The sequence below is a fragment of the Roseomonas sp. TF40 genome, from assembly GCF_057219975.1.
The window spans coordinates 334,899-357,832 of the sequence record NZ_JBXVVR010000001.1 but is presented as its reverse complement, the minus strand read 5'-3'; the positions used below and the strand labels follow the sequence as shown (position 1 = coordinate 357,832).

Below are 22,934 nucleotides of genomic sequence, written 5' to 3'. Positions count from 1 at the left end.
AACATAACAAGAACTCTTATCGAAGTTCTTTATTTACAGAGGCTTGTGGCGCTACCTTCCCTCGGCCAGCGCATGCCGCGCCACCTGCTCATGCGTGCCGAACCACACACCCCCCTTCGCCTGGGCATGGCGGATCAGCTCCTCCAGGATCCAGATGCGGGAGCGGTAGCCGATGACGAAGGGGTGCATCACCAGCTGGAAGACGCTGCCCTCCGCCCAGGCCGCGTCGAATTCGCGGATGAAGATGCCAAGCACGTCCTCCGGCGTGGCGTAGGGGCGCGTCGCGGGGTTGCGGTTGAACAGGAAATACACCGCATCGTCGCGCAGCCACTCCACCGGCACCTCCACCACCCCGGTCGGCGCGCCGTCGAGCAGCAGCTCATAGGGTTCCTCATCGGCCATCAGCGAGCTGTCGTAGAGCAGGCCGAGTTCCCGCACGATCGCCACGGTGTTCGGGCTCGTGTCCCATTGCGCGGCGCGATGGCCCACCGGGTCGCGGCCCGAAAGCTTCGCCAGCGTGTCGCGCGCACGCAGCATCAACTCGCGCTCCGCCGCCTCGGGCAGGATCGAGGTGTTCTCATGGATCCAGCCATGGATGCCGATCTCATGCCCCTCGGCAGCGATGCGCGCGGGCTCCTCCGGGCCGATCAGCGCGGCGACGGCGGGGCAGAAGAAGGTGGCGGGCACGCCATGCCGCGCAAGCAGCGCGAGGATGCGCGGCACCCCCACACGGCGCCCGAACTCGCCCCAGGCGAGCCGCCCGATCGCCTGGTTGCCCGCGCCCATCTCGAAGGTCTCGTGGTCGCAATCGAAGGAGAGGGCGACGGCGCAGCGCGCGCCCCCCGGCCAGGCGCTCGGGCGCAGCCGCCGGCCCGCGCGCACGCGCCCCACCGCCTGGCGCCAGTGGGATTCGGGCCATTCCCACGGGGGAAGGGGGGTGTTCATGCGGGACTCCAGCGATGACGCATCGACATCCTGCCCCCGCTGCATCAACCGGGCGAGGGTGCTATGATGCCCATGTGAACGTCCTCGCCCCCCCGCGCGCCCGGCTGCAGATCGAGGTGGTTTTCGACCTGGTCTGTCCCTGGTGCTTCCTCGGCATCCGCCGGCTGCGGCGGACCCTGCGCGCGCGGCCGGACATCGCCGCCGACCTGCTCTGGCGGCCCTTCCTGCTGAACCCGGACATCGCCCCGGGCGGCGTGCCGCGGCAGGACTACATCCTGCGGAAATTCGGCGGCGAGGACCGGGCCCGGCGCCTGCACGCCACCATTGCCGAACTCGGCCGGGTGGAGGGCATCAATTTCGTCTTCGACCGCATCCGCCGCATCCCCGCCTCGCTCGACGCGCATCGCCTGGTGCGGCTGGCGGATCGGGTCGGGCTGGCGAGCGATGCGGTGGAGGCGCTCTTCCTCGCCTATTTCTGCGAGGGCCAGGATATCGGCGACCATGCCGTGCTGGCCGGCATCGCGGCCGGGTTGGGCATGGACCCCATGGCCACCCGCCGCGTCCTCGCCGGGCCGCAGGAGGTCGAGGCCGTGCACGCCGACAATCTCCGCGCCCATCGCCTGGGCATCAACGGCGTGCCCTGCTTCGTGGTGCAGGGCCGCCACGCCATCGCCGGCGCGCAGGAGCCCGAGGTGCTGGAACGCCTGCTCGACGTTGCCGTCGTTCAAGGCTGAGGGCTTCGCAGCGCGGCGCGCCGCGGGCATGTTGCGCCGCATCAACCGGAGTACCCGCCATGTCCCTGACCCGCCCCGCCCTGAAGATGACCGCCGAGGCCGCGCAGCGCCTGGTCGCCGCCGCCGCCGAGGCGGCTGCCGCCATGGGCCAGCCGCAATGCATCGCCGTGGTCGATGAGGGCTGCAACCTCATGGCCTTCCTGCGCATGGATGGCGGGCGCGTGCTCTCCGTCGACAGCGCGCGGCACAAGGCCGAGACGGCAGCCGCGACCGGCAAGCCCACCGGCAACAACGACGCCGAGCTCGGCTTCAAGCTGGCGCACGCCACCGGCGGGCGCGTGACCAACCTCAAGGGCGGCATGCCCATCATCGTCGACGGCCAGGTGATCGGCGGCATCGGCATCGGCTCGGGCACGGGTGAGCAGGACCGCGAGGTCGCCACCGCCGCCATCGCCGCCGTCTTCGGCAGCTGAGTTATCCCGCCGGGGGGTAGGTGAGGTGCAGGACATCGTCCAGCAGCGGCACCTCCAGCCCCTTCGGCTGCAACAGCACCGTCTCCACATGGTCCGCGTGGAGGCGGTGCAGCAGCGCCCCGCCATGGCGCAGACCCGGCAGGCCCGCCTGCATCGCGGGCGCGCAGACGAAGGAGAGCGGCGGCGCCCAGGCATAGGCCACGCGGCCGCGCGTGAAGGCGTGGTGCAGGTGCAGATGCCCTGAGGCCACCAGCCGAAGGCCGGGATGGTCGAGCAGCGGCGCCAAGGTGGCGCGCGCGGCCGGCGGGACGGACCAGTAGTCGAAGTTCGGGTCCTCAAGCGTCGTCACGAAGACCGGCTTGTGCAGGAACAGCGCGATGCGCCGCGTGCCCGCACCGGAAGCGGCCTCGATGATGAAGCGCGCCTGGGCCGCTTCCTCCGGGTGGCCGGTGCCCATCACCTCCGAATTCAGGCCGATGATCCGCCAGCCCGGCAGGTCGTGCAGCCCGCGACCGGCGCCGAAATGCGCCTGGAAGCGCGCGAGCCGTTCATCCGCGAAGGGCTGGGTCGGCATGGTGCGCGGATGGCTGCCGGTGTCGTGGTTGCCGGGCAGGGCCATCAGCGGGCCGGGAAAGCCGCGATGCAGTTCAGCCGCGAAGGCCATGTCCGCATCCCGGTCCGCGCCGTCGAGCGACATGTCGCCGCTCGCCACCGTCAGGTCCGGCGGCGCCGCCTCGGCCAGAGCGCGGATCAGCGCGAGGTTGCCCCGGAACAGCTCGTTGCGCGGCGAGAGATGCGCGTCGCTGAGTTGCAGGATGGTCGGCACGCCTCGCCTCCTTCGCGGTGGGCCAGGATAGAAGCGCGGGCGGTTGACCGGCCAGCGCCACGCTGCCTAGCATCCTTACACAGCGTAAGAATGAGGAGGAGGCAGGTGGAGCAGCTGCGCACACGGCGCCAGACCCGGGCCAGCGTGCTCGGCGCCCTGCTCGCCAGCGGCGGCCTGTTCCGCCCGCGCCTCGCCGAGGCCTGCCGCCTGACCGAAGCCAGCATCAGCCGCATCGTCGCCGAGCTGAAGCAGGAGGCGCTGGTCGAGGAGATCCGCCGCCCCGCGCCCTATCCGGGCGGCCCCGCGCAAATTGTCACCCTGCGCAAGGATCTCCGCCTGGCCGGGATCGAGATCGCGCAGGACCATCTGAACATCGCCATCGCCCCGCCCCGTGGCCCGGCGGAATACGCCGAACGCCTGCCCCTGCCGGCCTCGGCCCCCGCCGCGCGGGTGCAGGCGGTGTTGGGGCAGGGGGTCGCCGGCCTTGCCGCCTGGTGCGCCCGGCAAGGTGTCACGCCGCGCCAGATCGGCGTCGCCATCCCGGGCTTCCGGGGCATGGCGGGGCCGCGCAACCCCATCCTCGCCCTCGACCCCGCCTGGCTGGAGGGCCGGCTCGCGGCCGCCTTTCCGGAGGTGCCGGTGGAGACCGCCAGCAGCATCGTCGCCCGCGCCGCGCTGCACCTGCAGGCGGAGCGCGAGGCCGCCGACGCCGCGCCGCGGCTCTTCGTGCATCTGGGCCATGGCGTGGGCGGCGCCTGGCTGGAGCCGCAGCGCGCGGGCGACCCGATCCGCCCCATCGAGATCGGCCATGTCGTGCTCGACCCCAGCGGCCCCTTGTGCCGCTGCGGCCATCAGGGCTGCCTCGAGGCCAGCGCCTCCACCACCGCGCTCGCGCGGCTCTTCGCGGTGGAGGAGGCCGCACTGATCGCCGCGGGGCCGGACTGGCCGGGCTGCGTGCGCCTGACCCCGGCCCGTGCGCGCGCCCTGCGCCGCGTGCTGCGCGAGGTCGGGCTCGTCATCGGCAATGCGCTGAACCTGCTGCCCGGCGCGCAGGTGGTGCTGAGCGGCTGGCCCGCGAGCCTGCCGCCCGCGCTGCGCGACGCCGTGACCGAGGGGCTGGACGCCGCGCTGTTCGGCGGCGTCTCGCCCGGCACGCCGCCGGTGATCTTCGTGCCGCCGGTCCTGGGTGGCGGCGCCGCCGCCGCCATCGCCTTCGCCACCCACGCCCTGCTGCGCCGGGGCGGGTTGCCGCCGCTGGCCGGCGTGGCGGCCCGCCTTGCCGGATGACGCCACCGCCGAACCGCCACCCAAGGGAGAGAAACGACATGCCGAGACTGCACCGCGCCGGGCTGGCCCTGCTTGCGAGCCTGCTGGCGCTGCCCGCCGCCGCGCGCGACCTGGTGATGGGCCGCGTCGCCGAGCATGCGGCGATCGACCCGCATTTCAACAATGCGGGCAACGACGCCTCGACCATGCGCAACATCTACGACAGCCTGCTGAACTTCGACGTGAACCAGGCGATCGGCCCGGGCCTGGCGGAAAGCTGGCGCGTGGTGGATCCGCTGACCTGGGAGATCCGGCTGCGCCAGGGCGTGCGCTTCCATGACGGCTCGGCCTTCACCGCCGAGGATGTGGTGTTCTCGCTGACTCGCGCGAAGGACGTGCCGAACAGCCCGTCGAGCTGGGCGCGCAATGTGGGCGACATCGCGACGATGCAGGTGCTCGATCCGCACACCATCCGCGTGACCTCGCGCCTGCCCACGCCCCTGCTGCTGGAGCAGATCGGGCAGGTCTACATCGCCTCCCGCCGCGTGGCGGAAGGCGCGAGCACGGCGGATTTCAACGTCGGGCGCGCGGCCATCGGCACGGGGCCGATGCGCTTCGTCTCCTGGACGCCGGGCGACCAGATGCGCCTTGCGCGCTTCGACCAGCATTGGCGGGGCCCGTCCGAGTTCGAGCGCGTGACGGTGCGCTTCATCACCAACCCCGCCGCGCGGCTCTCCGCCCTGCTCTCGGGCGGGGTCGAGGTGATCGATGGCGTGCCGGCCGGCGACGTGGCGCGGCTGGAGCGCGAGCGCGGCATCCGCGTGACCTCCACCGTCACGCCGCGCATGGCCTATATGGCGCTGGATTCCGCGCGCGATGAGAGCCCCTTCGTGACCGACGCCGAAGGCCGGCCGATGGCGCGCAACCCGCTGCGCGACCCGCGCGTGCGCCAGGCGCTGTCGATGCTGATCAACCGCGAGGCGCTGGTGAACACGCTGCTCTCCGGCGCCGGCGTGCCCTCGGGCCAGATCGTGCCGGCGGGGCAGGGCGGGCACGACCCCAGCCTGACGCCCATGCCCTTCGACCCCGCGCGCGCCCGCGCGCTGCTGGCCGAAGCCGGCTGGCCCAACGGCTTCGGGCTGACCATCCACAGTTCGAACAACCGCTTCGCGCAGGATGCGGCGATGGCGCAGGCGATCGGGCAGATGTTCGCGCGCGGCGGCATCCGGGTGAACGGCGTCGCCACCATGCCGTTCAACGTCTATATCGGCCAGGCGACGGACCAGCGCTTCTCGGCCTTCCTGTTTGCCTACAACAGCGCCTCCCCGCATTCGGCGGATGGGCTGCGCGGCTTGCTGGCCACGCGCGACCTGCCGCGCGGCATGGGGGGCGTCAATCGCGGCCGCTATTCCAATCCGGCCTTCGACGCCGCACTCGGCAAGGCGCTCGAGGTCTTCGACGAGAATGAGCGCAACCGCCTGCTGGTCGAGGCCACGCGCATCGCCATGGCGGACCAGGGCATCATCCCGCTCATCTGGCAGAAGAGCTTCTGGGCCTCGCGCGGCGACGTGGTGCATGACGCCAACATGCTCGACGAGACCTCGGTGCGTTTCGCGCGGATAGCGCGATGAGCGTCAAACTGCACATGAGGATGCGCGACGGGGTGAGCCTCGTCGCGGATCTGCATCTGCCGGCGGGTGCGGGCCCCTTCCCGGTGCTGTTCGAGCGCACGCCCTATGGCCGCGCCGCGCCGCGCCGGGTGGAGGTGAGTGCCGCCGATCCCACGCCGATGGATGGCCCGCGCCTCGCCGCGCCCTTCACGGCGGCGGGCTATGCCGTGGTGCTGCAGGATTGCCGCGGGCGCGGCGAGTCCGAAGGCGTGTTCGAGAAATACCTGAACGAGGGCGCGGACGGCTTCGACAGCTGCGCCTGGATCCTCGCCCAGCCCTGGTGCGATGGGCGCATCGCCACGCATGGCATGTCCTATGGCGCGCATGCCGCGACCGCGCTGGGCTGCCTCGACCCGCCGGGGCTGGTCGCGCAGATCATGGATTCGGGCGGCTTCGACAATGGCTGGCGCAACGCCATCCGCCACAACGGCGCCTTCGAGATGAAGCAGGTGACCTGGGCCTTCAACGAGGCCCGGCGCTCCCCCGAGGCGGCGGCCGACCCGGTGCTGCGCGCGGCGCTCGAGGCCGAGGATCTCGCCGCCTGGCTCACGCGCCTGCCCTGGCGCGCCGGCCATTCGCCGCTGCGCCACCACCCGGTCTATGAGGCCGTGCTGCTCGAGCAATGGCAGCACGGCGCCTTCGATTCCTATTGGCAGCGCAACGGCATCTGGGCCGAGAGCGCGCGCGATGCGTATAGCCGGGCGGCCTGCCTGCATGTCTCCTCCTGGTTCGATCCCTATCCCAGCACCGTCATCGCGAACTACCGGGGCCTGAAGCGCGCCGGGCGCGGGGCGCAGCGGCTGATCCTGGGGCCCTGGACGCATGGGATGCGCAGCGGCCACGTGTTCGGCGATGTCGATTTCGGCCCCGAGGCGCCGATCGATTCCTGGGCCGGCGACTGGACGCGCCATCGCCTGCGCTTCCTCGACCACGCCGTGCGCGGCATCGCGGATGGCGAGCCCGCGGTGCGCGTCTTCGTCATGGGCGGGGGCAGCGGGCGGCGTACGGAAGCGGGTCATCTCGACCATGGCGGGCGCTGGATCAGCGCCACGGACTGGCCGCTGCCCGAGGCCGTGCCCGCCACGCTGCATCTGCATGCCGATGGCAGCCTTGCCGCCGCGCCGCCCCCCGCGGGCGCGGCCCCGCTGCGCTGGCAGGCGGATCCGGCGCGGCCGGTGCCGAGCATCGGGGGCAATTTCTCCTCCATGGAGCCCATCGCGCTGCCCGGCAGCCACGACCAGGTGGAGGCGCCGGGCTTCCATGGCTGCGCGGCCCCCTTCCTGCCGCTGGCCTCGCGCGCCGATGTGCTGGTCTTCCAGACCCCGAAGCTGGACGCGCCGCTGCAGGTGGTGGGGGAGGTCGCGGCCGAACTCTTCATCGCCACCGACGCGCCGGATACCGACATCACGCTCAAGCTGATCGACGTGCATCCGCCGAGTGCCGATTACCCGCGCGGCTATGCGATGCTGCTGGGCGATACCATCCTGCGGCTGCGCTACGCCGATGATCCCGCCGCGCCGCGCCTGGCCGTGCCCGGGGAGGTGCGGCGGCTGCGCCTCGCGCTGCCGATCGCCAATCTCTTCGCGCCCGGCCACCGGCTGCGGATCGACATCGCTTCCTCGAATTTTCCGAAATACGATGTGAACCCGAATACGGGCGAGGCGGAGGGACTCGCGCGCCTGACGCGCATCGCCACCAACACGCTGTTCCTGGACGCCGCGCGCCCGAGCCGACTGCTGATCGAAACGATATAAGAACAAGCCACGGAGGAAGTCCATGCGTCACCTGTTGCTGGCGGCCGCCCTCGGCGCCGTCGCACTGCCCGCGGCGGCCGAGGTGGTCCGCTTCGAGGTGCTGGAGAGCGTGCCCGCCTTCGAGGGCCGCAGCTTCGGCGCGGTCGGGCCCTATCTGCGCATCACCGCGCGCGCCACCATCGCTCTCGACCCCGCCGATCCGCGCAACGCCGTGATCGCCGACATCGAGCGCGCGCCGCGCAACGCGCAGGGCCGCGTGGAGGCGGTCTCGGATGTGGTGCTGCTGCGCCCGGCCGATCCGGCGCGCGGCAATGGCACGCTGCTGGTCGATGTGCCCAACCGCGGCACCAAGCTCGCCCCGCAGCTCTTCGACGATGTGGCGCAGCCTGGTGCCAACCGGGCCAGCGCGGCCGCCGATGCGGGCATCGGCTTCCTGCATGGGCGCGGCTACAGCATGGCCTGGATCGGCTGGCAGGCGAGCATCCCCTCCGCCCCGAACCAGCTTGCCCTCGCGGCGCCGGTGCTGACCGGCGTCACCGGGCCCGGGCGGGACGAATTCCTCTTCGACCATCAGCGCAACCCCGTCACCGCCACGCTCGCCTGGCCGATGGCCGAGGGCACGCCGCTCGCCGTCACGGTGCGCGGCCATTGGGCGGAGCCGCGCCAGACGCCGCCCGGCCTCTCGGTGCGCGCCACCGGGCCGCAGACGGTGGAGATCACGCGCCCGGCCAGCGGCTTCGACGCCGCCGCGCTCTACGAGGTCACCTACACGGCGCGCGATCCGATCGTGCTCGGCCTCGGCTTCGCGGCGATGCGCGACGTGACCGCCTTCCTGCGGCGCGAGGGGGGCGCGGCCAACCCGCTGGCCCATGCGGGGCGACCCATGGTCAGCCGCTCCATCGGCTTCGGCGTCTCGCAATCCGGGCGCTTCCTGCGCGACTTCCTCTGGCTCGGCTTCAACGAGGATCTGCGCGGGCGCGTGGTGTTCGACGGGCTGATCCCGCACATCGCAGGCGCGCGGCGGATGTCCACCAACTACCGCTTCGCCCAGCCCGGCCGCAATGCACGCCACGCGCAGGACCCCGCCTGGCAGGCCGATACCTTCCCCTTCACCTATGCGGTGACGGAGGATCCGCTGTCAGGCCGGCGCGACGGGCTGTTCCTGCGCTGCCGGCTGAACGGCACCTGCCCGCGCGTCATGCAGACCGACAGCGAGCATGAGTGGTGGGCCTCGCGCGGGTCGCTGCTGGTGACCGATGCGCAGGGCAACCACATCGACCTGCCGCCCGATGTGCGCGCCTACATGATCGCCGGCACGCCGCACTACGCCGCGCCGGGCGAGGTGATGCGCCGCGCGCCCACCATGGCGCTGCCGGTGAACCCGATGCATGCCGGCCCGCCGATGCGCGCCCTTCTGGTGGCGATGGAGGCCTGGCTGGCCGAGGGCGTGGAGCCGCCCGCGAGCCGCGTGCCGATGCTCGCCCATGGCACGCTGGCGGCGGCCGCGCAGGCCGTGCCGACCGGCATTCCGGGCCTGCCCTATGCGGGGATCTACACGGGGGCCGCGATCTCCGACCAGGCGGTGATGCCGCCACGCCTCATCGGCGAATACCCGGTCTTCGTGCCGCGCGCCGATGCCGATGGCATGTCGCTCGCCGGCATCAGGATGCTGCCCCTGGCCGTGCCGCGCGCGAGCTACACGGGGTGGAATCCGCGCGCCGAGGGCTATGGCGCGGGCACGCTTTTCCCGCTGCAGGGCGCGGTGGTGCCCTTCGCCGCGACGCGGGCCGAGCGCCTTGCGGCCGGTGATCCGCGCCCCTCGATCGAGGAGCGCTATGCGGACCCGGCGGCCTATGTCGCCGCCGTGCGCGCCGCCGCCGCGCGGATGGTGGCCGAGCGGCTGCTGCTGCCCGAGGATGCCGCGCGCGCGGTGGCCCTGGCCGAGGCCGGGCGGCTCGCCCAGCTCGGCCAGTGACGTTCAGCCCGTGACGATGGCCTGGGTTACTCGGCCCAGCGCTTCTCGAAGGCGTGCACGTCGGGGAAGCCCAGGATGTCGCAGAAGGCCTTGAAGTCGTACATCGCCACGCCGCTGCCCTCGGTGGTGCCGGTGGTGGCGAGCGCGCGGTAGCTGCCATCGAGGGCGGCGGCCACGGCGAGGAAGCCGGCCGCCGGCCAGATGGCGATCTGATAGCCAAGCTCCGCGAGGCGCGCGCGGGAGAGCAGCGGCGTCTTGCCGCCATTGACCATGTTGGCGAGCAGCGGCTGGTGGAAGTGCCGGCCGATGGTTTCCATCTCGGCCTCGCTTTCGGGGCTTTCCACGAACAGGACATCGGCCCCGGCCTTGGCGAAGGCCTCCGCACGGCGCAGCGCCTCATCCAGCCCGAGGGCGGTGCGCGCATCGGTGCGGGCGATGATCAGCGTGTCGGCCGAGCTGCGGCTGTCCACCGCCACCTCGATCCGCCGCACGGCCTCGGCCAGCGGCACCACGCGCCGGCCCGGCGTATGGCCGCATTTCTTGGGGAATTCCTGGTCCTCGATCTGGATCGCGACGACGCCGGCGGCCTCATAGCCGCGCACCGTGTGGCGGATGTTGAGCAGCCCGCCATAGCCGGTGTCGGCATCGGCGATCAGCGGCGCCTTGGCCATGGAGGCGATGCGTTGCGCCCGGTCCACCATCTCGGTGTAGCTGGCCAGCCCCGCATCGGGCAGCCCGAGATGGGAGGCGACCACGCCGAACCCGGTCATGTACTGGGCCTCGAAGGGGTACTGGTTCGCCATATGGGTCGAGATCATGTCGAAGACGCCCGGGGCGACCAGCGTGCGACCGCGGGCGAGAAGGGGGCGAAGGGAGGGGCGCGGCATGGTGTTTCCATTGCTTCTGGCGGGAGGGAGAGGGAGTGGCACCACCCGCCCGGCCCCGCAAGACACACCCCCCCATCCGGGCAGGCTTGCCCTTGTTGCAGGGGCGCATGGGCGGACTTGCGCGGCGGCGGGACAGCCGCCATGAATGCGCCGGACGCACATCGGCGTTGCGGCTGTAACATAACGGGGCAGGGGGATGTTCGGGGGTGAGTGATTCGATCCTCGAGACCGAGGGGCTGACCAAGGAGTTCCGGGGCTTCGCCGCGGTCTCGGACGTGACCCTGCGAGTGAAGCGCGGGACCATCCATGGGCTGATCGGCCCGAATGGCGCGGGCAAGACCACCTGCTTCAACCTGCTGACCAAGTTCCTGCCGCCGACCCGGGGTTCGATCCGCTATGACGGGCGCGACATCACCGCCCTGAAGCCCGCCGATGTGGCACGGCTCGGCCTCGTGCGTTCCTTCCAGATCTCGGCCGTGTTTCCGCATCTGAGCGTGCTGGAGAATGTGCGGCTCGCGCTGCAGCGCCAGCGCGGGGGCTCCTTCGATTTCTGGCGCTCGGAGACGCTGCTCAAGACCTATGATGCGCGGGCGATGGAACTGCTCGAGGATGTGGGGCTGACCGAATACGCGAAATATTCCGCGGGCGAACTGCCCTATGGCCGCAAGCGTGCGCTGGAGATCGCCACCACCCTCGCCCTAGACCCCGTGATGATGCTGCTGGATGAACCCACGGCGGGCATGACCCATGCCGATGTGGACCGGATCATCACGCTGATCCGCCGCGTGGCGAAGGGCCGCACCGTGCTGCTGGTGGAGCACAACCTGACCGTCGTCTCCGGCCTGTGCGATGCCATCACCGTGCTGGCGCGCGGGCGCGTGCTGGCCGAGGGCGACTACGCCGCCGTGTCGGGCAATGCGGAGGTGCAGGCCGCCTATCTTGGCACCGATCCCGGCATCTCGGGGGGGCACTGATCATGGCCGACGCTGCGATGCCAACCCACGCGCAAGGCGCGATGCTGGAGGTCCGCGACCTCGAGGCCTGGTATGGCGAAAGCCACGCGCTGCATGGTGTGTCCTTCGACATCCATCCGGGCGAGGTGGTGACGCTGCTCGGCCGCAACGGTGCGGGCAAGACCACCACGCTGCGCTCCATCATGGGCCTGGTGGGCCGCCGCACCGGGCATATCCGCTTCGAGGGCAAGGAGACGATCGGCCTGCGCCCCGATCTGATCGCGCGCACCGGCATCGCCTATTGCCCGGAGGAGCGCGGCATCTTCGCCTCCCTCGACGTGACCGAGAACCTGATGCTTCCCCCGGTGATCGCGCCGGGCGGCCTCACCATCGAAGAGATCTACACGCTCTTCCCGAATCTGAAGGAGCGTGCGCGCAGCCAGGGCACGAAGCTCTCGGGCGGCGAGCAGCAGATGCTGGCGATCGCGCGCATCCTGCGCACCGGCGCGCGGCTGCTGCTGCTCGATGAGCCGAGCGAGGGTCTGGCGCCGGTCATCGTGCAGCAGATCGGCGCCATGATCCGCAACATCAAGGCGCGCGGCTTCACGGTGCTGCTGGTGGAACAGAATTTCCGCTTCGCCCAGACGGTGGCGGACCGGCACTATGTGATGGAACACGGCCGTGTCGTGGATATGGTGGCGAATGCGGACCTCGCCTCCAGCCTCGACCGGCTGCACGACTACCTCAGCGTCTGACGGCGCCGGGGTTGTAGGATGCCTCCCTGCCGTCGGCCGGGGGGAGTTTTGGTTGAGCAACAAGGGGAAGGACGGGCCATGAGCCTCGATCGTCGCACACTCATCAAGGGCGCCGCCGGTGCGGGCCTTCTGCCGGCCCTCGGCGGGCTGCCGTTCCGCAGCGCGCGCGCGCAGGCGAACACCATCCGGATCGGCGTGCTGAACGACCAATCCGGCCTGTATCGCGACCTGTCGGGCCCCGGCTCGACGCAGGCGGTGCGCCTGGCCATCCAGGAAAGCGGCATCACCCAGCGCGGCGTGAATGTCGAGGTCGTGCAGGCCGACCACCAGAACCGCCCCGATGTCGGCTCGACCGTGGTGCGCCAGTGGATCGACCGCGACGGCATCGACGTGGTGGTGGACGTGCCGACCTCCTCCGTGGCGCTGGCCACGAACACCCTGGTGCGCGAGCGCAACAAGGTGTTCCTGAACTCGGGCGCGGCGACCTCGGACCTCACCGGTTCGGCCTGCTCGCCCAACACCATCCACTGGACCTACGACACCTGGATGCTGGCGCAGTCCACCGGCGGCGCGATGGTGCGCGCGGGCGGGCGTTCCTGGTTCTTCATCACGGCGGACTACGCCTTCGGCCACGCGCTGGAGCGTGACACGGCGGCCTTCGTGCGCGCCCAGGGCGGGGAGATCATGGGGTCGGTCCGCACGCCCTTCCCGGGCACGACCGACTTCTCCTCCTTCCTGCAGCAGGCGCAGCGTTCGCGCGCGCAGGTGATCGGCCTGGCCAATGCCGGCGGCGACACGATCAACTCGATCAAGCAGGCGGCGGAGTTCCGCATCACCCGCGGCGGCCGCGTGAAGCTGGCCGGGCTGCTGGTCTTCGTCACCGACGTGCATTCGCTCGGCCTCGAGGTGGCGCAGGGCCTGGTGCTCAGCGAGACCTTCTACTGGGACCTGAACGACAAGACCCGTGGCCTGACGCAGCGCCTGGGCCCGATGCCGGGCGGCGTGCGTCCCTCGATGGTGCAGGCCGGCTGCTATGCCTCGGTGCTGCACTACCTCAAGGCGGTGGGCGACATGGGCGTGGCCGCTGCCAAGGCCTCGGGCGCCGACGCGGTCGCGCGCATGAAGGCGATGCCGACCTCCGACGACGCCTTCGGCGAGGGCTCGATCCGCGCCGATGGCCGCAAGCTGCACCCCTGCTACCTGTTCGAGGTGAAGCAGCCCTCCGAAAGCCGCGGCGCCTGGGACTACTACAAGCTGCTCGGCACGACCGATGCGAACAACGCCTTCCGCCCGCTGGCGGATGGCGGCTGCACGCTGGCGCGTTCGTAAGGGACTGAAGACCGGCCGGGGGGGCAGGGCCTCCCCGGCCTTTCGTATCGAGGCGGGAGCGACGTGGAAGACCTTCTGTTCGAACTGCAGCTGGTGATGCCGCAGGTGATCCTGGGCGTCATCAATGGCGCCTTCTACGCGCTGCTCTCGCTGGGCCTCGCGGTGATCTTCGGCATGCTCAACGTGATCAACTTCGCGCATGGCGCGCAGTTCACGCTGGGCGCCTTTGTCGCCTGGATGATGCTCGCCTATCTGGGCGTCGGCTATTGGCCGGCGCTGCTGATCGCCCCCCTCATCGTGGGCGCGCTGGGCGTGGTGATGGAACGCACCATGATCGCGCGGCTCTACAAGCTCGACCATCTCTACGGCCTGCTGCTCACCTTCGGCTGCGCGCTGGTGATCGAGGGTCTGTTGCGCAACAGCTTCGGCTCCTCCGGCCAGCGCTATGCGCCGCCGCCGGAATTCGCGACCTTCGACCTCGAACTTGGCGATTTCTTCCTGCCCGGCTACCGCGTCTGGGTGCTGATCGCGGCGAGCCTGATGTGCCTCGCGACCTGGCTGATCATCGAGAAGACCAAGATCGGCAGCTATCTGCGCGCCGCGACGGAACGCCCGCAGCTGGTCCAGGCCTTCGGCATCAACGTGCCGCGGATGATGACGCTGACCTATGGCGCGGGCGTCGCACTCGCCGCCTTCGCGGGCGTGCTGGCTGCGCCGATCTATTCTGTTAGCCCAGCCATGGGCGCCAATTTCATCATCACCGTCTTCGCCGTGGTTGTCATCGGCGGCATGGGCTCGATCATGGGTTCGATCGTCACGGGCTTCATGCTGGGGCTCATCCAGGGCATCACCGAGGTGGTCTATCCGGAAGCCTCGCAGACGGTGGTTTTCGTCATCATGGCGGTGGTGTTGCTCACGCGCCCCGCCGGCCTGTTCGGGAGGGCCTGAGCCATGGCCGAGGCCACTTTCAGCGCCGGTTCCGCGCCGGCCACCGAGGAGCAGACGCTGTTCGGCTTTACCCGCCCGCAGGCTCTCGCGTTCCTGGCGATGGTCGCCTTCATCGTCATCAGCCCGATGATCCTCTACCCGGTCTTCCTGATGAAGGTGCTGTGCTTCGGGCTCTTCGCCTGCGCCTTCAACCTGCTGATCGGCTATGCGGGCCTGCTGAGCTTCGGCCACGCCGCCTATTTCGGCATGGGCGCCTATGTCACCGGCTACACCGCCAAGGCGTGGGGCCTTCCGCCGGAACTCGCCATTCCCCTGGGTGGCCTGATGGGCGCCGCGCTTGGCCTGCCCTTCGGGTGGCTCGCGATCCGTCGCGCCGGCATCTATTTCTCCATGATCACGCTGGCCATGGCGCAGATGGTCTATTTCTTCGCCCTCCAGGCGCCTTTCACCGGGGGTGAGGACGGCATCCAGTCCATCCCGCGCGGCACGCTGTTCGGCATCTTCGACCTCACGGCCGACCTCACCATGTATTGGCTGGTGGCGGGCATCTTCCTGGGCGGCTTCCTGCTGATCCACCGCATCGTGCATTCGCCCTTCGGCCAGGTGCTGAAGGCGATCCGCGAGAACGAGCCCCGCGCCATCTCGCTCGGCTACCGGGTGGAGAACTACAAGCTGCTGGCCTTCGTGCTCTCCTCGGGCCTGGCGGGCATCGCGGGCGGCACCAAGGCGCTGGTCTTCAACATCGCCACCCTCACCGACGTGCACTGGACCATGTCGGGCGAGGTCGTGCTGATGAGCCTCGTCGGCGGGCTTGGCACCATCTTCGGCCCCGTCATCGGTGCGGCCGTGATCATCACCATGCAGAACTACCTGGCCGAGTTCGGCGCCTGGGTGCTGGTGATCCAGGGCGTCATCTTCATCGCCTGCGTGCTCGCCTTCCGGCGCGGCGTGGTGGGCGAGATCGGCAACATCCTGAAGGTGAAGCTGTAGGTTAAGCTGTGGCGCGAGGCCGCTCGCCTCGCGTCACGCGCGCTAGAGCAATATGCGTTCAGATGAAATCATCTGAACGCATTTCCTGCTCTAGAACTTGATGCGCTCGAGGCCGGTGAAGGTGATGGTCTCGCCCCCGATGGTGATCGTGCCGCTGAACGTCACGGGGTTGCCGGCGGCGTCGAGCACGGCGTATTCGCGACCGCCGATGTGGGTCAGCGTGCCCTCGTTGATCGAATAGGTCACGGTATCGCTGGTCCACAGATTGTGCACCCACAGCGTGTCCGTGCCTTCGCCGCCATGGAAGGTGTCGTTGCCCGAGCCGCGCTCCCAGAAGAATGTATCCTGGCCGCCGCCCCCGAAGGCGAGGTCGCCCGCACGGTCATTGTAGCCGCCCGCGAGGAAGTCATCGCCGCCGACGCCCGATTGCTGCTCGGTGTCGCCGAACAGCGTGTCGGCGCCGTCGCCGCCGACCAGCGTGTCGTCACCCGGCGCGGTGTTCCACTGGTTGGGGTTGAAGGTCACGGTACTGCCTTGCGGACCTGAAAGGCCCGTATGCACGCCGTCGCCGATCAGCAAATCGTCCCCGCCCGCGCCATTGGCGTAGTCGTCACCCCGATTGGCGAAGAAAATGTCGTTCTGCTCGGTCAGGCTGAGCCTATCGTTCTCAAAGCCGCCCTGGAAGAACACCGCGACGGGAATGGAGGAGAGGCTTGTGACATTGGCCGGGTTGAAGATGGTGTAGGTCGTCGGCTCCGGCTTGCTGCCGGTCAGGAATTCCAGATCGGGGATCGCGTTGAGCGGGTTCATGGATGACCCGCCCGAGACATTGTCGAGGTCGGAGGTGGTGAGCGGCTGCACAGCTTTCTTGTGCGGTTCCTCGGTCATGATGCCCCCTGCCGGATGGTTGGCGCATCGTATCGAGAAGGCCTTCCCGGGGGAACATCGATCTTGCCTATCGCGGCCATCGGCGCCGGCGATCATGGCCCGTCTGTGGGCCTTTCGCCTTCCTTAACCCGAATGGCCGAGGCTTACCCCCAACCGTTGGGGATCCTCGCATGCGTATCCGTCATCTGCTCACGCTGATTCAGCTGGCCCTTGCGGCCACCATCGCCGCCGCCTGCCTGCTGGGGCTGACCACGGCGCGGCGCGAGGTCGCGGAACTCGGCGCCTTGCGCGCGCAGGCCGTGGCCCCGCTGGTCTCGCTGAAGGCGCTGTCGGATGGCTATGCCGTCTCGGTCGTCGATGTCGCGCACAAGGTGCGCAACGGCAATCTCGGCTGGGCCGAGGGGCTGGCGGCCTTCCAGGAGGCGCAGGCGGGCATCGCCCGGCATGTCGCCGCCCTGCAGGCCGCACCCCCCAACCCGTCACTCTGGGCCGAGGTACTGCGCCGCAAGCAGCCCGCCGATGCCACCGTCGCGGCGCTGGAGCAGGCGCTGCAGAGGCAGGACCGCGCGGCGCTCGATGCGGTGGTGCTCGGCCCGCTCTACCGGGACATCGACCCGCTGACCGAAACCATCGGCCAGATCGCCGATGCCGTGCTCGTCGCCACCGATGCGCGGCTCGGTAGCGCGGCCGAGGCGGCGGAGACGACGGCCATCGCACTGATCCTGCTCGCCGTGCTGGCGCTGTGCGTCATCGGGGCGGCGCTGTGGCTGGTGCGGGTGCGCGTCACCCAGCCGCTCCAGCGCCTGACCGCGCGCATGCAGGCGGTGGCGGATGGCGAGTTGGCGGCGCCGGTTGCCGATACCGCCCGGCGCGATGAGGTGGGCGACATGGCCCGCGCGCTGGATGTGCTCAAGCAACGCAGCGCCGAGGCGCAGGCCTTGCGCGCCGCACAGGAAACCCAACGCAGCGCCGCCGCGGAAGCGCAAAGCGCGGCGCTGCGCAGCATGGCCGACAAGGTGGAGCAGGAGGCCCGCGCCTCGGTCACAGGGATTGGCGGGCGCGTGACACAGTTGCGCGATGCCGCGACTGCGATGCGCGACCAGGCCGCCCGGGCCGCCGCCGAGAGCGGGGAGGTCCAGCGGGCCGCGCGCATCGTTCTCGAACGCGCTGAATCCAGCGCCGCAGCGACGGAGCAGGTCTCGGCCAGCGTGCGCAGCATCGTGGGCCAGGTTGATGCGGCGGCTTCTGCCACACGCCGTGCCGTGCAGGGGACGGAAGCCGGCACCGCCGCCATCTCCGGGCTGCAGGAAGCGGTGGGGCGGATCGGCGCCGTGGCGAAGCTGATCGGCGAGATCGCCGGGCAGACCAACCTGCTCGCGCTGAACGCCACCATCGAGGCCGCGCGGGCCGGCGAGGCCGGCAAGGGCTTCGCGGTGGTGGCGCAGGAGGTTAAGTCGCTCGCCAGCCAGACCGCCCGCAGCACGGAGGAGATCGGCAAGCACATCGCCGCCGTCGGCAGCGCGACAGAGGGCGCGGTTGCGGCTGTGCGCGGCACGCTGGGCACGATCGGGGAACTCGACGCGATCGCCCGCAGCATCGCCGACGCCATGGCGCAACAGAACGAGGCCACGGCCGAGATCGCCCGCAACGTGGCCGGCACGGCCAGCGCGGCGCGCGACATGGCTGAACGCCTGGACGGCGTCGTCGGCAGCAGTGAGCAGGTGGGCGCGCAGGCCGCCGGCGTCCAGGAAACCGCGGCGGGCATCGGCGGGGATGTGGACCGGCTGCGCCATGCGCTCGTGGAGGCCGTGCGCAACTCCACCGCCGATGTCGACCGGCGCGGCGCGCCTCGGCACGCCGTCGCCCTGGCGGCGACGTTGCTGGTCGGCGGGCGCAGCCTTGCGGTTGAAGTGGAGAATATCTCCGCTGGCGGCGCGGCGCTGCGCGGCGTGGCGGATCTGCCGGCTGGCACCTCCGTCAGCCTCGATATCCCGCGGTTGGGACGGCAGATCGGCGGGCGGGTGCAGGCAAGTGGCGACGGCCTGCTGCGCCTCAGCTTCGTGCAGCCCATGCTCGCCTCCGAGGTGACGGAGATCTTCTCCCGCGCGGCCTGAAGCGCCAGTTGTCTGCCCGTTTTATGGGCAGTGGTCGCACCGGGCGCGCAATAGCCGGCCGTGCGAGGCTTGCGCGACGCCAGAATCCTGTCAGTTACCGCGGCATGACGTGGTCGATCCTGGCACGTGATGCCGAGACGGGGGAAATGGGCGCCGCGGTGGCCAGCCGCTTCCTTGCGGCTGGCGCGCTCTGCCCGCGTGTGGAGGGGCGGGTTGGCGTGGCCTGCACCCAGGCGCTGGTCAATCCCTTCCTCGGCCCCGATGCGCTGGCACGGCTGCGCGTGGGCGAAGCGCCGGAGGCCGCACTCGCCGCGCTGATCGCGGCCGATCCGGGCGCCGCGGTGCGCCAGGTGCATGTGATGGGCGCCGATGGGCGCATCGCCCAGCATACGGGGGCCGAGTGCGTGGGCTGGTGCGGCGCCGTCAGCGGCGTGGATGTCTCGGTCGCGGGCAACATGCTGGCGGGCGAGCAGGTGGTGCAGGCCACGCGCGACGCCTTCCTCGCCGCCGCGGGCCTGCCGCTGGCGCTGCGGCTGCTGCACGCGATGGAGGCCGGCGAGGCAGCGGGTGGCGACAAGCGCGGCCGGCAATCGGCGGCGATCGTCGTGGGCTCGGCCGATCCCTATCCCGATCTCGACCTGCGCGTGGATGACCATGCCGATCCGCTGGCGGAGCTGCGCCGCCTGCACGGCGTCTGGCACGGCTATCTTCGGCATTTCCGCCGCTTCCTGCCGGGGCGTGACCACCCGGGCGTCTTCGACCGCGCGGTGATCCAGGCCGCCATCGCCCAGGCGCAGGAGCGTGACGCATGAGCGCGCCGGTCCTCGAACTCGCGGGTGTCAGCATCGAGTTCCCCACCGATCGCGGCCTGCTGCGCCCGGTCGATGGCGTCTCCTTCGCCGTCGAGGCCGGCAGGACCCTCGCCGTGGTGGGGGAGAGCGGCTGCGGGAAATCCGTGACCGCGCTGGCCATCATGGGTCTGCTTCCCCCCGGCGGGCAGGTGGGCGGGGGCATCCGGCTCGGGGGCACGGAACTGCTCGCCCTCTCGCCCGAGGCGCGGCGCGCCAAGCGCGGCGGCGAGATGGCGATGATCTTCCAGGAGCCGATGACGAGCCTGAACCCGGCCTTCACCGCCGGCGAACAGGTGGCCGAGGCGCTGCGCCTGCACCAGGGCCTCTCGCCCACCGCCGCCTTCGACCGCGCGGTGGAGATGCTGGCGCGCGTGCGCATCCCCGAAGCGGCGCGGCGCGCGAAGCAGTATCCGCACCAGCTTTCGGGCGGCATGCGCCAGCGCGTGATGATCGCCATGGCGCTCGCCTGCCGCCCGCGCCTGCTGATCGCGGATGAGCCCACCACCGCGCTCGACGTCACGGTGCAGGCGCAGATCCTCTCGCTGATCGACGAGCTGAAGCGCGAGACCGGCACGGCGGTGGTGCTGATCACGCATGACCTCGGCGTGGTCGCGGACCACGCCGATGAGGTTGTCGTGATGTATGCCGGGCGCGTGGCGGAGCGTGCGAAGGCGGCCGATCTCTTCGCCACTCCGCAGCACCCCTACACCATCGGCCTGCTCGGCGCGCGGCCGCGGCTGGAGGGGGGCGCGGCGCGGCTCGCCAGCATCGAGGGCACGGTGCCGGACCTGCTGAAGCCGCCGCCCGGCTGCCGCTTCGCGCCGCGCTGCCCCTTCGCCCTCGCGCGCTGTGCGGAGCAGCCGCCGCTGGCCGAGGTCACGCCCGGGCACCTTGCGGCCTGCTGGCGGGCGCCGCTCGACAGCCTGCTGGACTCCGCCGCATGAGCACGCCGATGCTCGAACTCCGCGACGTGGCGAAGGGCTTTCCGGTGCGCGACGCGCTGGGCCGCCGCCGCGGGGCCGTGCGCGCCGTGGATGGTGTCTCCCTGGTCGTGCCGCAGGGGCGCGTGCTGGCCATCGTCGGCGAATCCGGCTGCGGCAAATCCACCCTGGGCCGCCTGGCGCTACGGCTCATCGAGCCGGATTCAGGCAGCATCCTGTTCCAGGGCGAGGATCTTCGCGGCCTGTCCGCCCGTGCCCTGCGGGCGCGCCGGCGCGACATGCAGCTGATCTTCCAGGACCCCTTCGGCAGCCTCGACCCGCGCATGACGGTGGAGCAGGCAGTGGCGGAACCGCTGCGGCTGCACAACATCGTCCCGCGCGCGCGGGAGGGTGAGCGCGTGGCGGAACTGCTCGCCCGCGTCGGGCTGCGCCCGGAACTCGCGCGGCGCTGGCCGCATGAATTCTCCGGCGGCCAGCGCCAGCGCATCGCCATCGCCCGCGCGCTGGCCAGCGGGCCGAAGCTGATCGTGGGCGATGAGCCGGTCAGCGCGCTCGACGTCTCGGTGCAGGCGCAGGTGGTGAACCTGCTGCAGGATTTGATCCGCGAACTCGGCCTGACCTTCGTGCTGATCAGCCACGACCTCGGCGTGGTGCGCCACATCGCCGATGAGGTCGCGGTGATGTATCTGGGCCGCATCGTCGAGCAGGGACCGACCGCCGCGGTCTTCGCCGCGCCGCGCCACCCCTATACCCGCGCGCTGCTCGCCGCCGTGCCGGGGCAGGGAAGGGCAGGGGCGCCGCCGATCGAGGGCGACATCCCGAGCCCCATCAACCCGCCCTCCGGCTGTCGCTTCCGCACGCGCTGTCCCTTCGCGCAGCCGCTGTGCGCCGAGAGCCTGCCTCCGCTGGCCGGGGCGGCGCATCGCGTGGCCTGCCATCTGCAGGACAGCCTGCCGCCGGCACAGGCCGCGAGCGAACATCACGCGGGTGGCGAAAGGCTGCGCCGCCTGCAAGACTTCTTCAGTGACAGCAACAGAAAACCGGGAGTCCTCGCATGATCCGCAGAGCCGCCACCGCGGGCCTTGTCGCCCTCGCCGCCCTCGCCGTGACCCCGATCGCCCATGCGCAGGCACCGCTGCCGGCGCTGCGCATCGCGCTGCGCGAGGACCCCGACATCCTCGACCCCACGCTTGCGCGCACCTATGTCGGGCGCATCGTCTTCACCGCGCTCTGCGACAAGCTCTTCGACATCAATGAGCGGCTGGAGATCGTCCCGCAACTCGCCACCGCCCATCGGTGGGAGGATCCGCGCACGCTGCTGATCACCCTGCGGGAGGGCGTGAAGTTCCATGATGGCGACACGATGGACGCCGCCGCCGTGGTCTATTCGCTCAACCGCCACCTGAACCTGCAGGGCAGCTTCCGGCGCAGCGAGATCAACACGATGCAATCCGTCGAGGCCGTGGATGCCAAGACCGTGCGCATCCGCCTCTCCGCGCCCAACGCCGCCTTCCTCGCGCAGCTGACCGACCGCGCCGGCATGGTGCTGAGCCCGCGCGCCGCGGAGGCGGCGGGGCGCAATTTCGGCAACCGCCCCGTCTGCACCGGGCCCTTCCGCTTCGTCGAGCGCGTCGCGCAGGACCGCATCGTGCTCGAGCGCTTCCCGGACTACTGGGATGCCGGGCGCATCCACTTCTCGCGCGTCACCTACCTGCCGATCCCCGACAACAATGCGCGCCTCGCCAATGTGCAGTCCGGCGCGGTCGAGTTCGGCGAGCGCATGGAGCCCGACGACATCCGCGCCGTCTCCCGCAACCGCAACCTGCGCGCGGTGCCGGTGGAGGAACTGGGCTACCAGGGCATCACGATCAACATCAACAACGGCCCGCGCGCCAATACGCCGATGGGCCGCAATGCGCGGGTGCGCGAGGCTTTCGAGCTTTCGCTCGACCGCGCCGCGATCAACCAGGTGGTCTATGAGGGCATGTACACGCCCACGCGCCAGGCCGTGCCGCCGGCGAGCCCCTTCCATGTCCGCAACTTCCAGCCCGAGCCGCGCAACGTGGCCCGCGCCCAGCAATTGCTGCGCGAGGCGGGTGTGACCATGCCGCTGCAGGTCGAGCTGACCGTGCCCAACAACGCCGATCTGCGCCAGGCGGGCGAGGTGATCCAGGCCATGGCGCGCGAGGCCGGCTTCGATGTGCGGCTGCGCGCGATGGAGTTCGCTTCCTCCCTCCAGGCCGCCCAGCGCGGCGAGTTCGAGCTCTACCTCGTGGGCTGGTCGGGCCGCACCGATCCGGACGGCAACATCTATTCCTTCACCCATTCCACCGGCGGGCAGAATGACGGCCGCTACGCGAACCCGGAGGTGGATGCGCTGCTCGACCAGTCGCGCGCCGAGAACGACCCGGCGCGGCGCCTCGCGCTCTTCGCGCGCATCAACGAGATCTCGCTGCAGCAGGACCGCCACCGCATCTATGTGTGGCACCGCAAGAACATCATGATCCATGCGACGCGCCTGACCGGCTATCGCCCGATCGCGGACGGCATGATCCGCCTGCAGGATATGAGGCTCAACTGATGCCCTCAGACGCCGGGCGCCGCCGCCGGCGGCTTGGCTTCGCGCAGGCCGTGG

General features: G+C 70.8%; 20 protein-coding genes. 16 read left to right on the top strand and 4 right to left on the bottom strand.

Features of this window, described 5'->3' with window-relative positions:
• Positions 1–51 precede the first annotated feature (51 nt).
• Positions 52–945 carry a polysaccharide deacetylase family protein gene (locus AC2D9U_RS01480; RefSeq protein ID WP_484745716.1) on the bottom strand — a complete coding sequence of 298 codons (894 nt, stop codon included), beginning with the start codon at positions 943–945 and terminating at the stop codon, positions 52–54.
• 74 nt (positions 946–1,019) lie between these two features.
• On the opposite strand from AC2D9U_RS01480, the gene AC2D9U_RS01475 reads away from it, so the two are divergent.
• Together AC2D9U_RS01475 and AC2D9U_RS01470 are read left to right on the top strand one after the other, a co-directional pair.
• A complete protein-coding gene (locus tag AC2D9U_RS01475) occupies positions 1,020–1,679 on the top strand; it encodes a DsbA family oxidoreductase (protein ID WP_484745714.1) in 660 nt (219 codons plus the stop codon).
• Positions 1,680–1,738: 59 nt separating this feature from the next.
• Complete coding sequence (locus AC2D9U_RS01470) at positions 1,739–2,152, top strand: GlcG/HbpS family heme-binding protein (protein ID WP_484745712.1); 414 nt, start codon at positions 1,739–1,741, stop codon at positions 2,150–2,152.
• A 1-nt stretch (position 2,153) separates the two neighbouring features.
• On the opposite strand, the gene AC2D9U_RS01465 is transcribed toward AC2D9U_RS01470, so the two are convergent.
• Entirely contained in the window at positions 2,154–2,978 is an 825-nt protein-coding gene (locus AC2D9U_RS01465) for a metallophosphoesterase family protein (protein ID WP_484745710.1), read from the bottom strand.
• A 105-nt stretch (positions 2,979–3,083) separates the two neighbouring features.
• On the opposite strand from AC2D9U_RS01465, the gene AC2D9U_RS01460 reads away from it, so the two are divergent.
• Genes AC2D9U_RS01460 through AC2D9U_RS01445 form a run of 4 tightly spaced genes read left to right on the top strand, consistent with a single transcriptional unit; the run spans position 3,084 to position 9,643 of the window.
• The gene (locus AC2D9U_RS01460) at positions 3,084–4,265 is read left to right on the top strand and encodes an ROK family transcriptional regulator (RefSeq protein WP_484745708.1); all 1,182 of its coding nucleotides are present in this window, start codon (positions 3,084–3,086) and stop codon (positions 4,263–4,265) included.
• Between the two features lie 38 nt (positions 4,266–4,303).
• Positions 4,304–5,875 (top strand): ABC transporter substrate-binding protein, encoded by a 1,572-nt coding sequence (locus AC2D9U_RS01455; RefSeq protein ID WP_484745706.1) that lies wholly within the window; start codon positions 4,304–4,306, stop codon positions 5,873–5,875.
• Positions 5,872–7,668, top strand: a complete 1,797-nt coding sequence (locus AC2D9U_RS01450) for a CocE/NonD family hydrolase (protein ID WP_484745705.1) — start codon at positions 5,872–5,874, stop codon at positions 7,666–7,668. The genes AC2D9U_RS01455 and AC2D9U_RS01450 overlap by 4 nt, the downstream gene beginning before the upstream one ends.
• A gap of 22 nt (positions 7,669–7,690) precedes the next feature.
• A complete protein-coding gene (locus tag AC2D9U_RS01445) occupies positions 7,691–9,643 on the top strand; it encodes an alpha/beta hydrolase domain-containing protein (RefSeq protein ID WP_484745704.1) in 1,953 nt (650 codons plus the stop codon).
• 26 nt (positions 9,644–9,669) lie between these two features.
• Here AC2D9U_RS01445 and AC2D9U_RS01440 read toward each other — a convergent pair whose 3' ends face one another.
• Positions 9,670–10,530: an isocitrate lyase/PEP mutase family protein gene (locus AC2D9U_RS01440; protein ID WP_484745703.1), complete on the bottom strand. Its 861-nt coding sequence runs from the start codon at positions 10,528–10,530 to the stop codon at positions 9,670–9,672.
• A 206-nt stretch (positions 10,531–10,736) separates the two neighbouring features.
• On the opposite strand from AC2D9U_RS01440, the gene AC2D9U_RS01435 reads away from it, so the two are divergent.
• From AC2D9U_RS01435 to AC2D9U_RS01415, 5 genes are all read left to right on the top strand, one after another.
• Complete coding sequence (locus tag AC2D9U_RS01435; RefSeq protein ID WP_484745702.1) at positions 10,737–11,504, top strand: ABC transporter ATP-binding protein; 768 nt, start codon at positions 10,737–10,739, stop codon at positions 11,502–11,504.
• 41 nt (positions 11,505–11,545) lie between these two features.
• Complete coding sequence (locus AC2D9U_RS01430; protein ID WP_484745701.1) at positions 11,546–12,238, top strand: ABC transporter ATP-binding protein; 693 nt, start codon at positions 11,546–11,548, stop codon at positions 12,236–12,238.
• 78 nt (positions 12,239–12,316) lie between these two features.
• Positions 12,317–13,567 carry an ABC transporter substrate-binding protein gene (locus AC2D9U_RS01425; RefSeq protein ID WP_484745699.1) on the top strand — a complete coding sequence of 417 codons (1,251 nt, stop codon included), beginning with the start codon at positions 12,317–12,319 and terminating at the stop codon, positions 13,565–13,567.
• A gap of 96 nt (positions 13,568–13,663) precedes the next feature.
• On the top strand, positions 13,664–14,515 hold the full coding sequence (locus AC2D9U_RS01420; RefSeq protein WP_484747312.1) for a branched-chain amino acid ABC transporter permease: 852 nt from the start codon (positions 13,664–13,666) through the stop codon (positions 14,513–14,515).
• Positions 14,516–14,518: 3 nt separating this feature from the next.
• The gene (locus AC2D9U_RS01415; protein ID WP_484745698.1) at positions 14,519–15,505 is read left to right on the top strand and encodes a branched-chain amino acid ABC transporter permease; all 987 of its coding nucleotides are present in this window, start codon (positions 14,519–14,521) and stop codon (positions 15,503–15,505) included.
• 90 nt (positions 15,506–15,595) lie between these two features.
• On the opposite strand, the gene AC2D9U_RS01410 is transcribed toward AC2D9U_RS01415, so the two are convergent.
• Complete coding sequence (locus AC2D9U_RS01410; RefSeq protein WP_484745697.1) at positions 15,596–16,393, bottom strand: calcium-binding protein; 798 nt, start codon at positions 16,391–16,393, stop codon at positions 15,596–15,598.
• 170 nt (positions 16,394–16,563) lie between these two features.
• Between AC2D9U_RS01410 and AC2D9U_RS01405 the strand changes: the two genes are divergently transcribed.
• The 5 genes from AC2D9U_RS01405 to AC2D9U_RS01385 all read left to right on the top strand — a co-directional run bounded on the left by AC2D9U_RS01405 (position 16,564) and on the right by AC2D9U_RS01385 (position 22,880).
• Complete coding sequence (locus tag AC2D9U_RS01405) at positions 16,564–18,507, top strand: methyl-accepting chemotaxis protein (protein ID WP_484745694.1); 1,944 nt, start codon at positions 16,564–16,566, stop codon at positions 18,505–18,507.
• Positions 18,508–18,611: 104 nt separating this feature from the next.
• The gene (locus tag AC2D9U_RS01400; RefSeq protein WP_484745692.1) at positions 18,612–19,319 is read left to right on the top strand and encodes a DUF1028 domain-containing protein; all 708 of its coding nucleotides are present in this window, start codon (positions 18,612–18,614) and stop codon (positions 19,317–19,319) included.
• On the top strand, positions 19,316–20,302 hold the full coding sequence (locus AC2D9U_RS01395; protein ID WP_484745691.1) for an ABC transporter ATP-binding protein: 987 nt from the start codon (positions 19,316–19,318) through the stop codon (positions 20,300–20,302). Before AC2D9U_RS01400 ends, AC2D9U_RS01395 begins: the two co-directional genes overlap by 4 nt.
• Entirely contained in the window at positions 20,299–21,357 is a 1,059-nt protein-coding gene (locus AC2D9U_RS01390; protein WP_484745689.1) for an ABC transporter ATP-binding protein, read from the top strand. The genes AC2D9U_RS01395 and AC2D9U_RS01390 overlap by 4 nt, the downstream gene beginning before the upstream one ends.
• On the top strand, positions 21,354–22,880 hold the full coding sequence (locus AC2D9U_RS01385; protein WP_484745686.1) for an ABC transporter substrate-binding protein: 1,527 nt from the start codon (positions 21,354–21,356) through the stop codon (positions 22,878–22,880). The genes AC2D9U_RS01390 and AC2D9U_RS01385 overlap by 4 nt, the downstream gene beginning before the upstream one ends.
• Positions 22,881–22,934: the final 54 nt, after the last annotated feature.

Bases quoted from the DNA above. Each gene is read 5' to 3' on its own strand.
- AC2D9U_RS01480 (WP_484745716.1), bottom strand. From the start codon at position 945: ATGAACACCCCCCTTCCCCCGTGGGAATGGCCCGAATCCCACTGGCGC.
- AC2D9U_RS01425 (WP_484745699.1), top strand. From the start codon at position 12,317: ATGAGCCTCGATCGTCGCACACTCATCAAGGGCGCCGCCGGTGCGGGC.
- AC2D9U_RS01470 (WP_484745712.1), top strand. From the start codon at position 1,739: ATGTCCCTGACCCGCCCCGCCCTGAAGATGACCGCCGAGGCCGCGCAG.
- AC2D9U_RS01400 (WP_484745692.1), top strand. From the start codon at position 18,612: ATGACGTGGTCGATCCTGGCACGTGATGCCGAGACGGGGGAAATGGGC.
- AC2D9U_RS01385 (WP_484745686.1), top strand. From the start codon at position 21,354: ATGATCCGCAGAGCCGCCACCGCGGGCCTTGTCGCCCTCGCCGCCCTC.
- AC2D9U_RS01395 (WP_484745691.1), top strand. From the start codon at position 19,316: ATGAGCGCGCCGGTCCTCGAACTCGCGGGTGTCAGCATCGAGTTCCCC.
- AC2D9U_RS01420 (WP_484747312.1), top strand. From the start codon at position 13,664: ATGCCGCAGGTGATCCTGGGCGTCATCAATGGCGCCTTCTACGCGCTG.
- AC2D9U_RS01410 (WP_484745697.1), bottom strand. From the start codon at position 16,393: ATGACCGAGGAACCGCACAAGAAAGCTGTGCAGCCGCTCACCACCTCC.
- AC2D9U_RS01405 (WP_484745694.1), top strand. From the start codon at position 16,564: ATGCGTATCCGTCATCTGCTCACGCTGATTCAGCTGGCCCTTGCGGCC.
- AC2D9U_RS01440 (WP_484745703.1), bottom strand. From the start codon at position 10,530: ATGCCGCGCCCCTCCCTTCGCCCCCTTCTCGCCCGCGGTCGCACGCTG.
- AC2D9U_RS01415 (WP_484745698.1), top strand. From the start codon at position 14,519: ATGGCCGAGGCCACTTTCAGCGCCGGTTCCGCGCCGGCCACCGAGGAG.
- AC2D9U_RS01445 (WP_484745704.1), top strand. From the start codon at position 7,691: ATGCGTCACCTGTTGCTGGCGGCCGCCCTCGGCGCCGTCGCACTGCCC.
- AC2D9U_RS01450 (WP_484745705.1), top strand. From the start codon at position 5,872: ATGAGCGTCAAACTGCACATGAGGATGCGCGACGGGGTGAGCCTCGTC.
- AC2D9U_RS01390 (WP_484745689.1), top strand. From the start codon at position 20,299: ATGAGCACGCCGATGCTCGAACTCCGCGACGTGGCGAAGGGCTTTCCG.
- AC2D9U_RS01430 (WP_484745701.1), top strand. From the start codon at position 11,546: ATGCTGGAGGTCCGCGACCTCGAGGCCTGGTATGGCGAAAGCCACGCG.
- AC2D9U_RS01455 (WP_484745706.1), top strand. From the start codon at position 4,304: ATGCCGAGACTGCACCGCGCCGGGCTGGCCCTGCTTGCGAGCCTGCTG.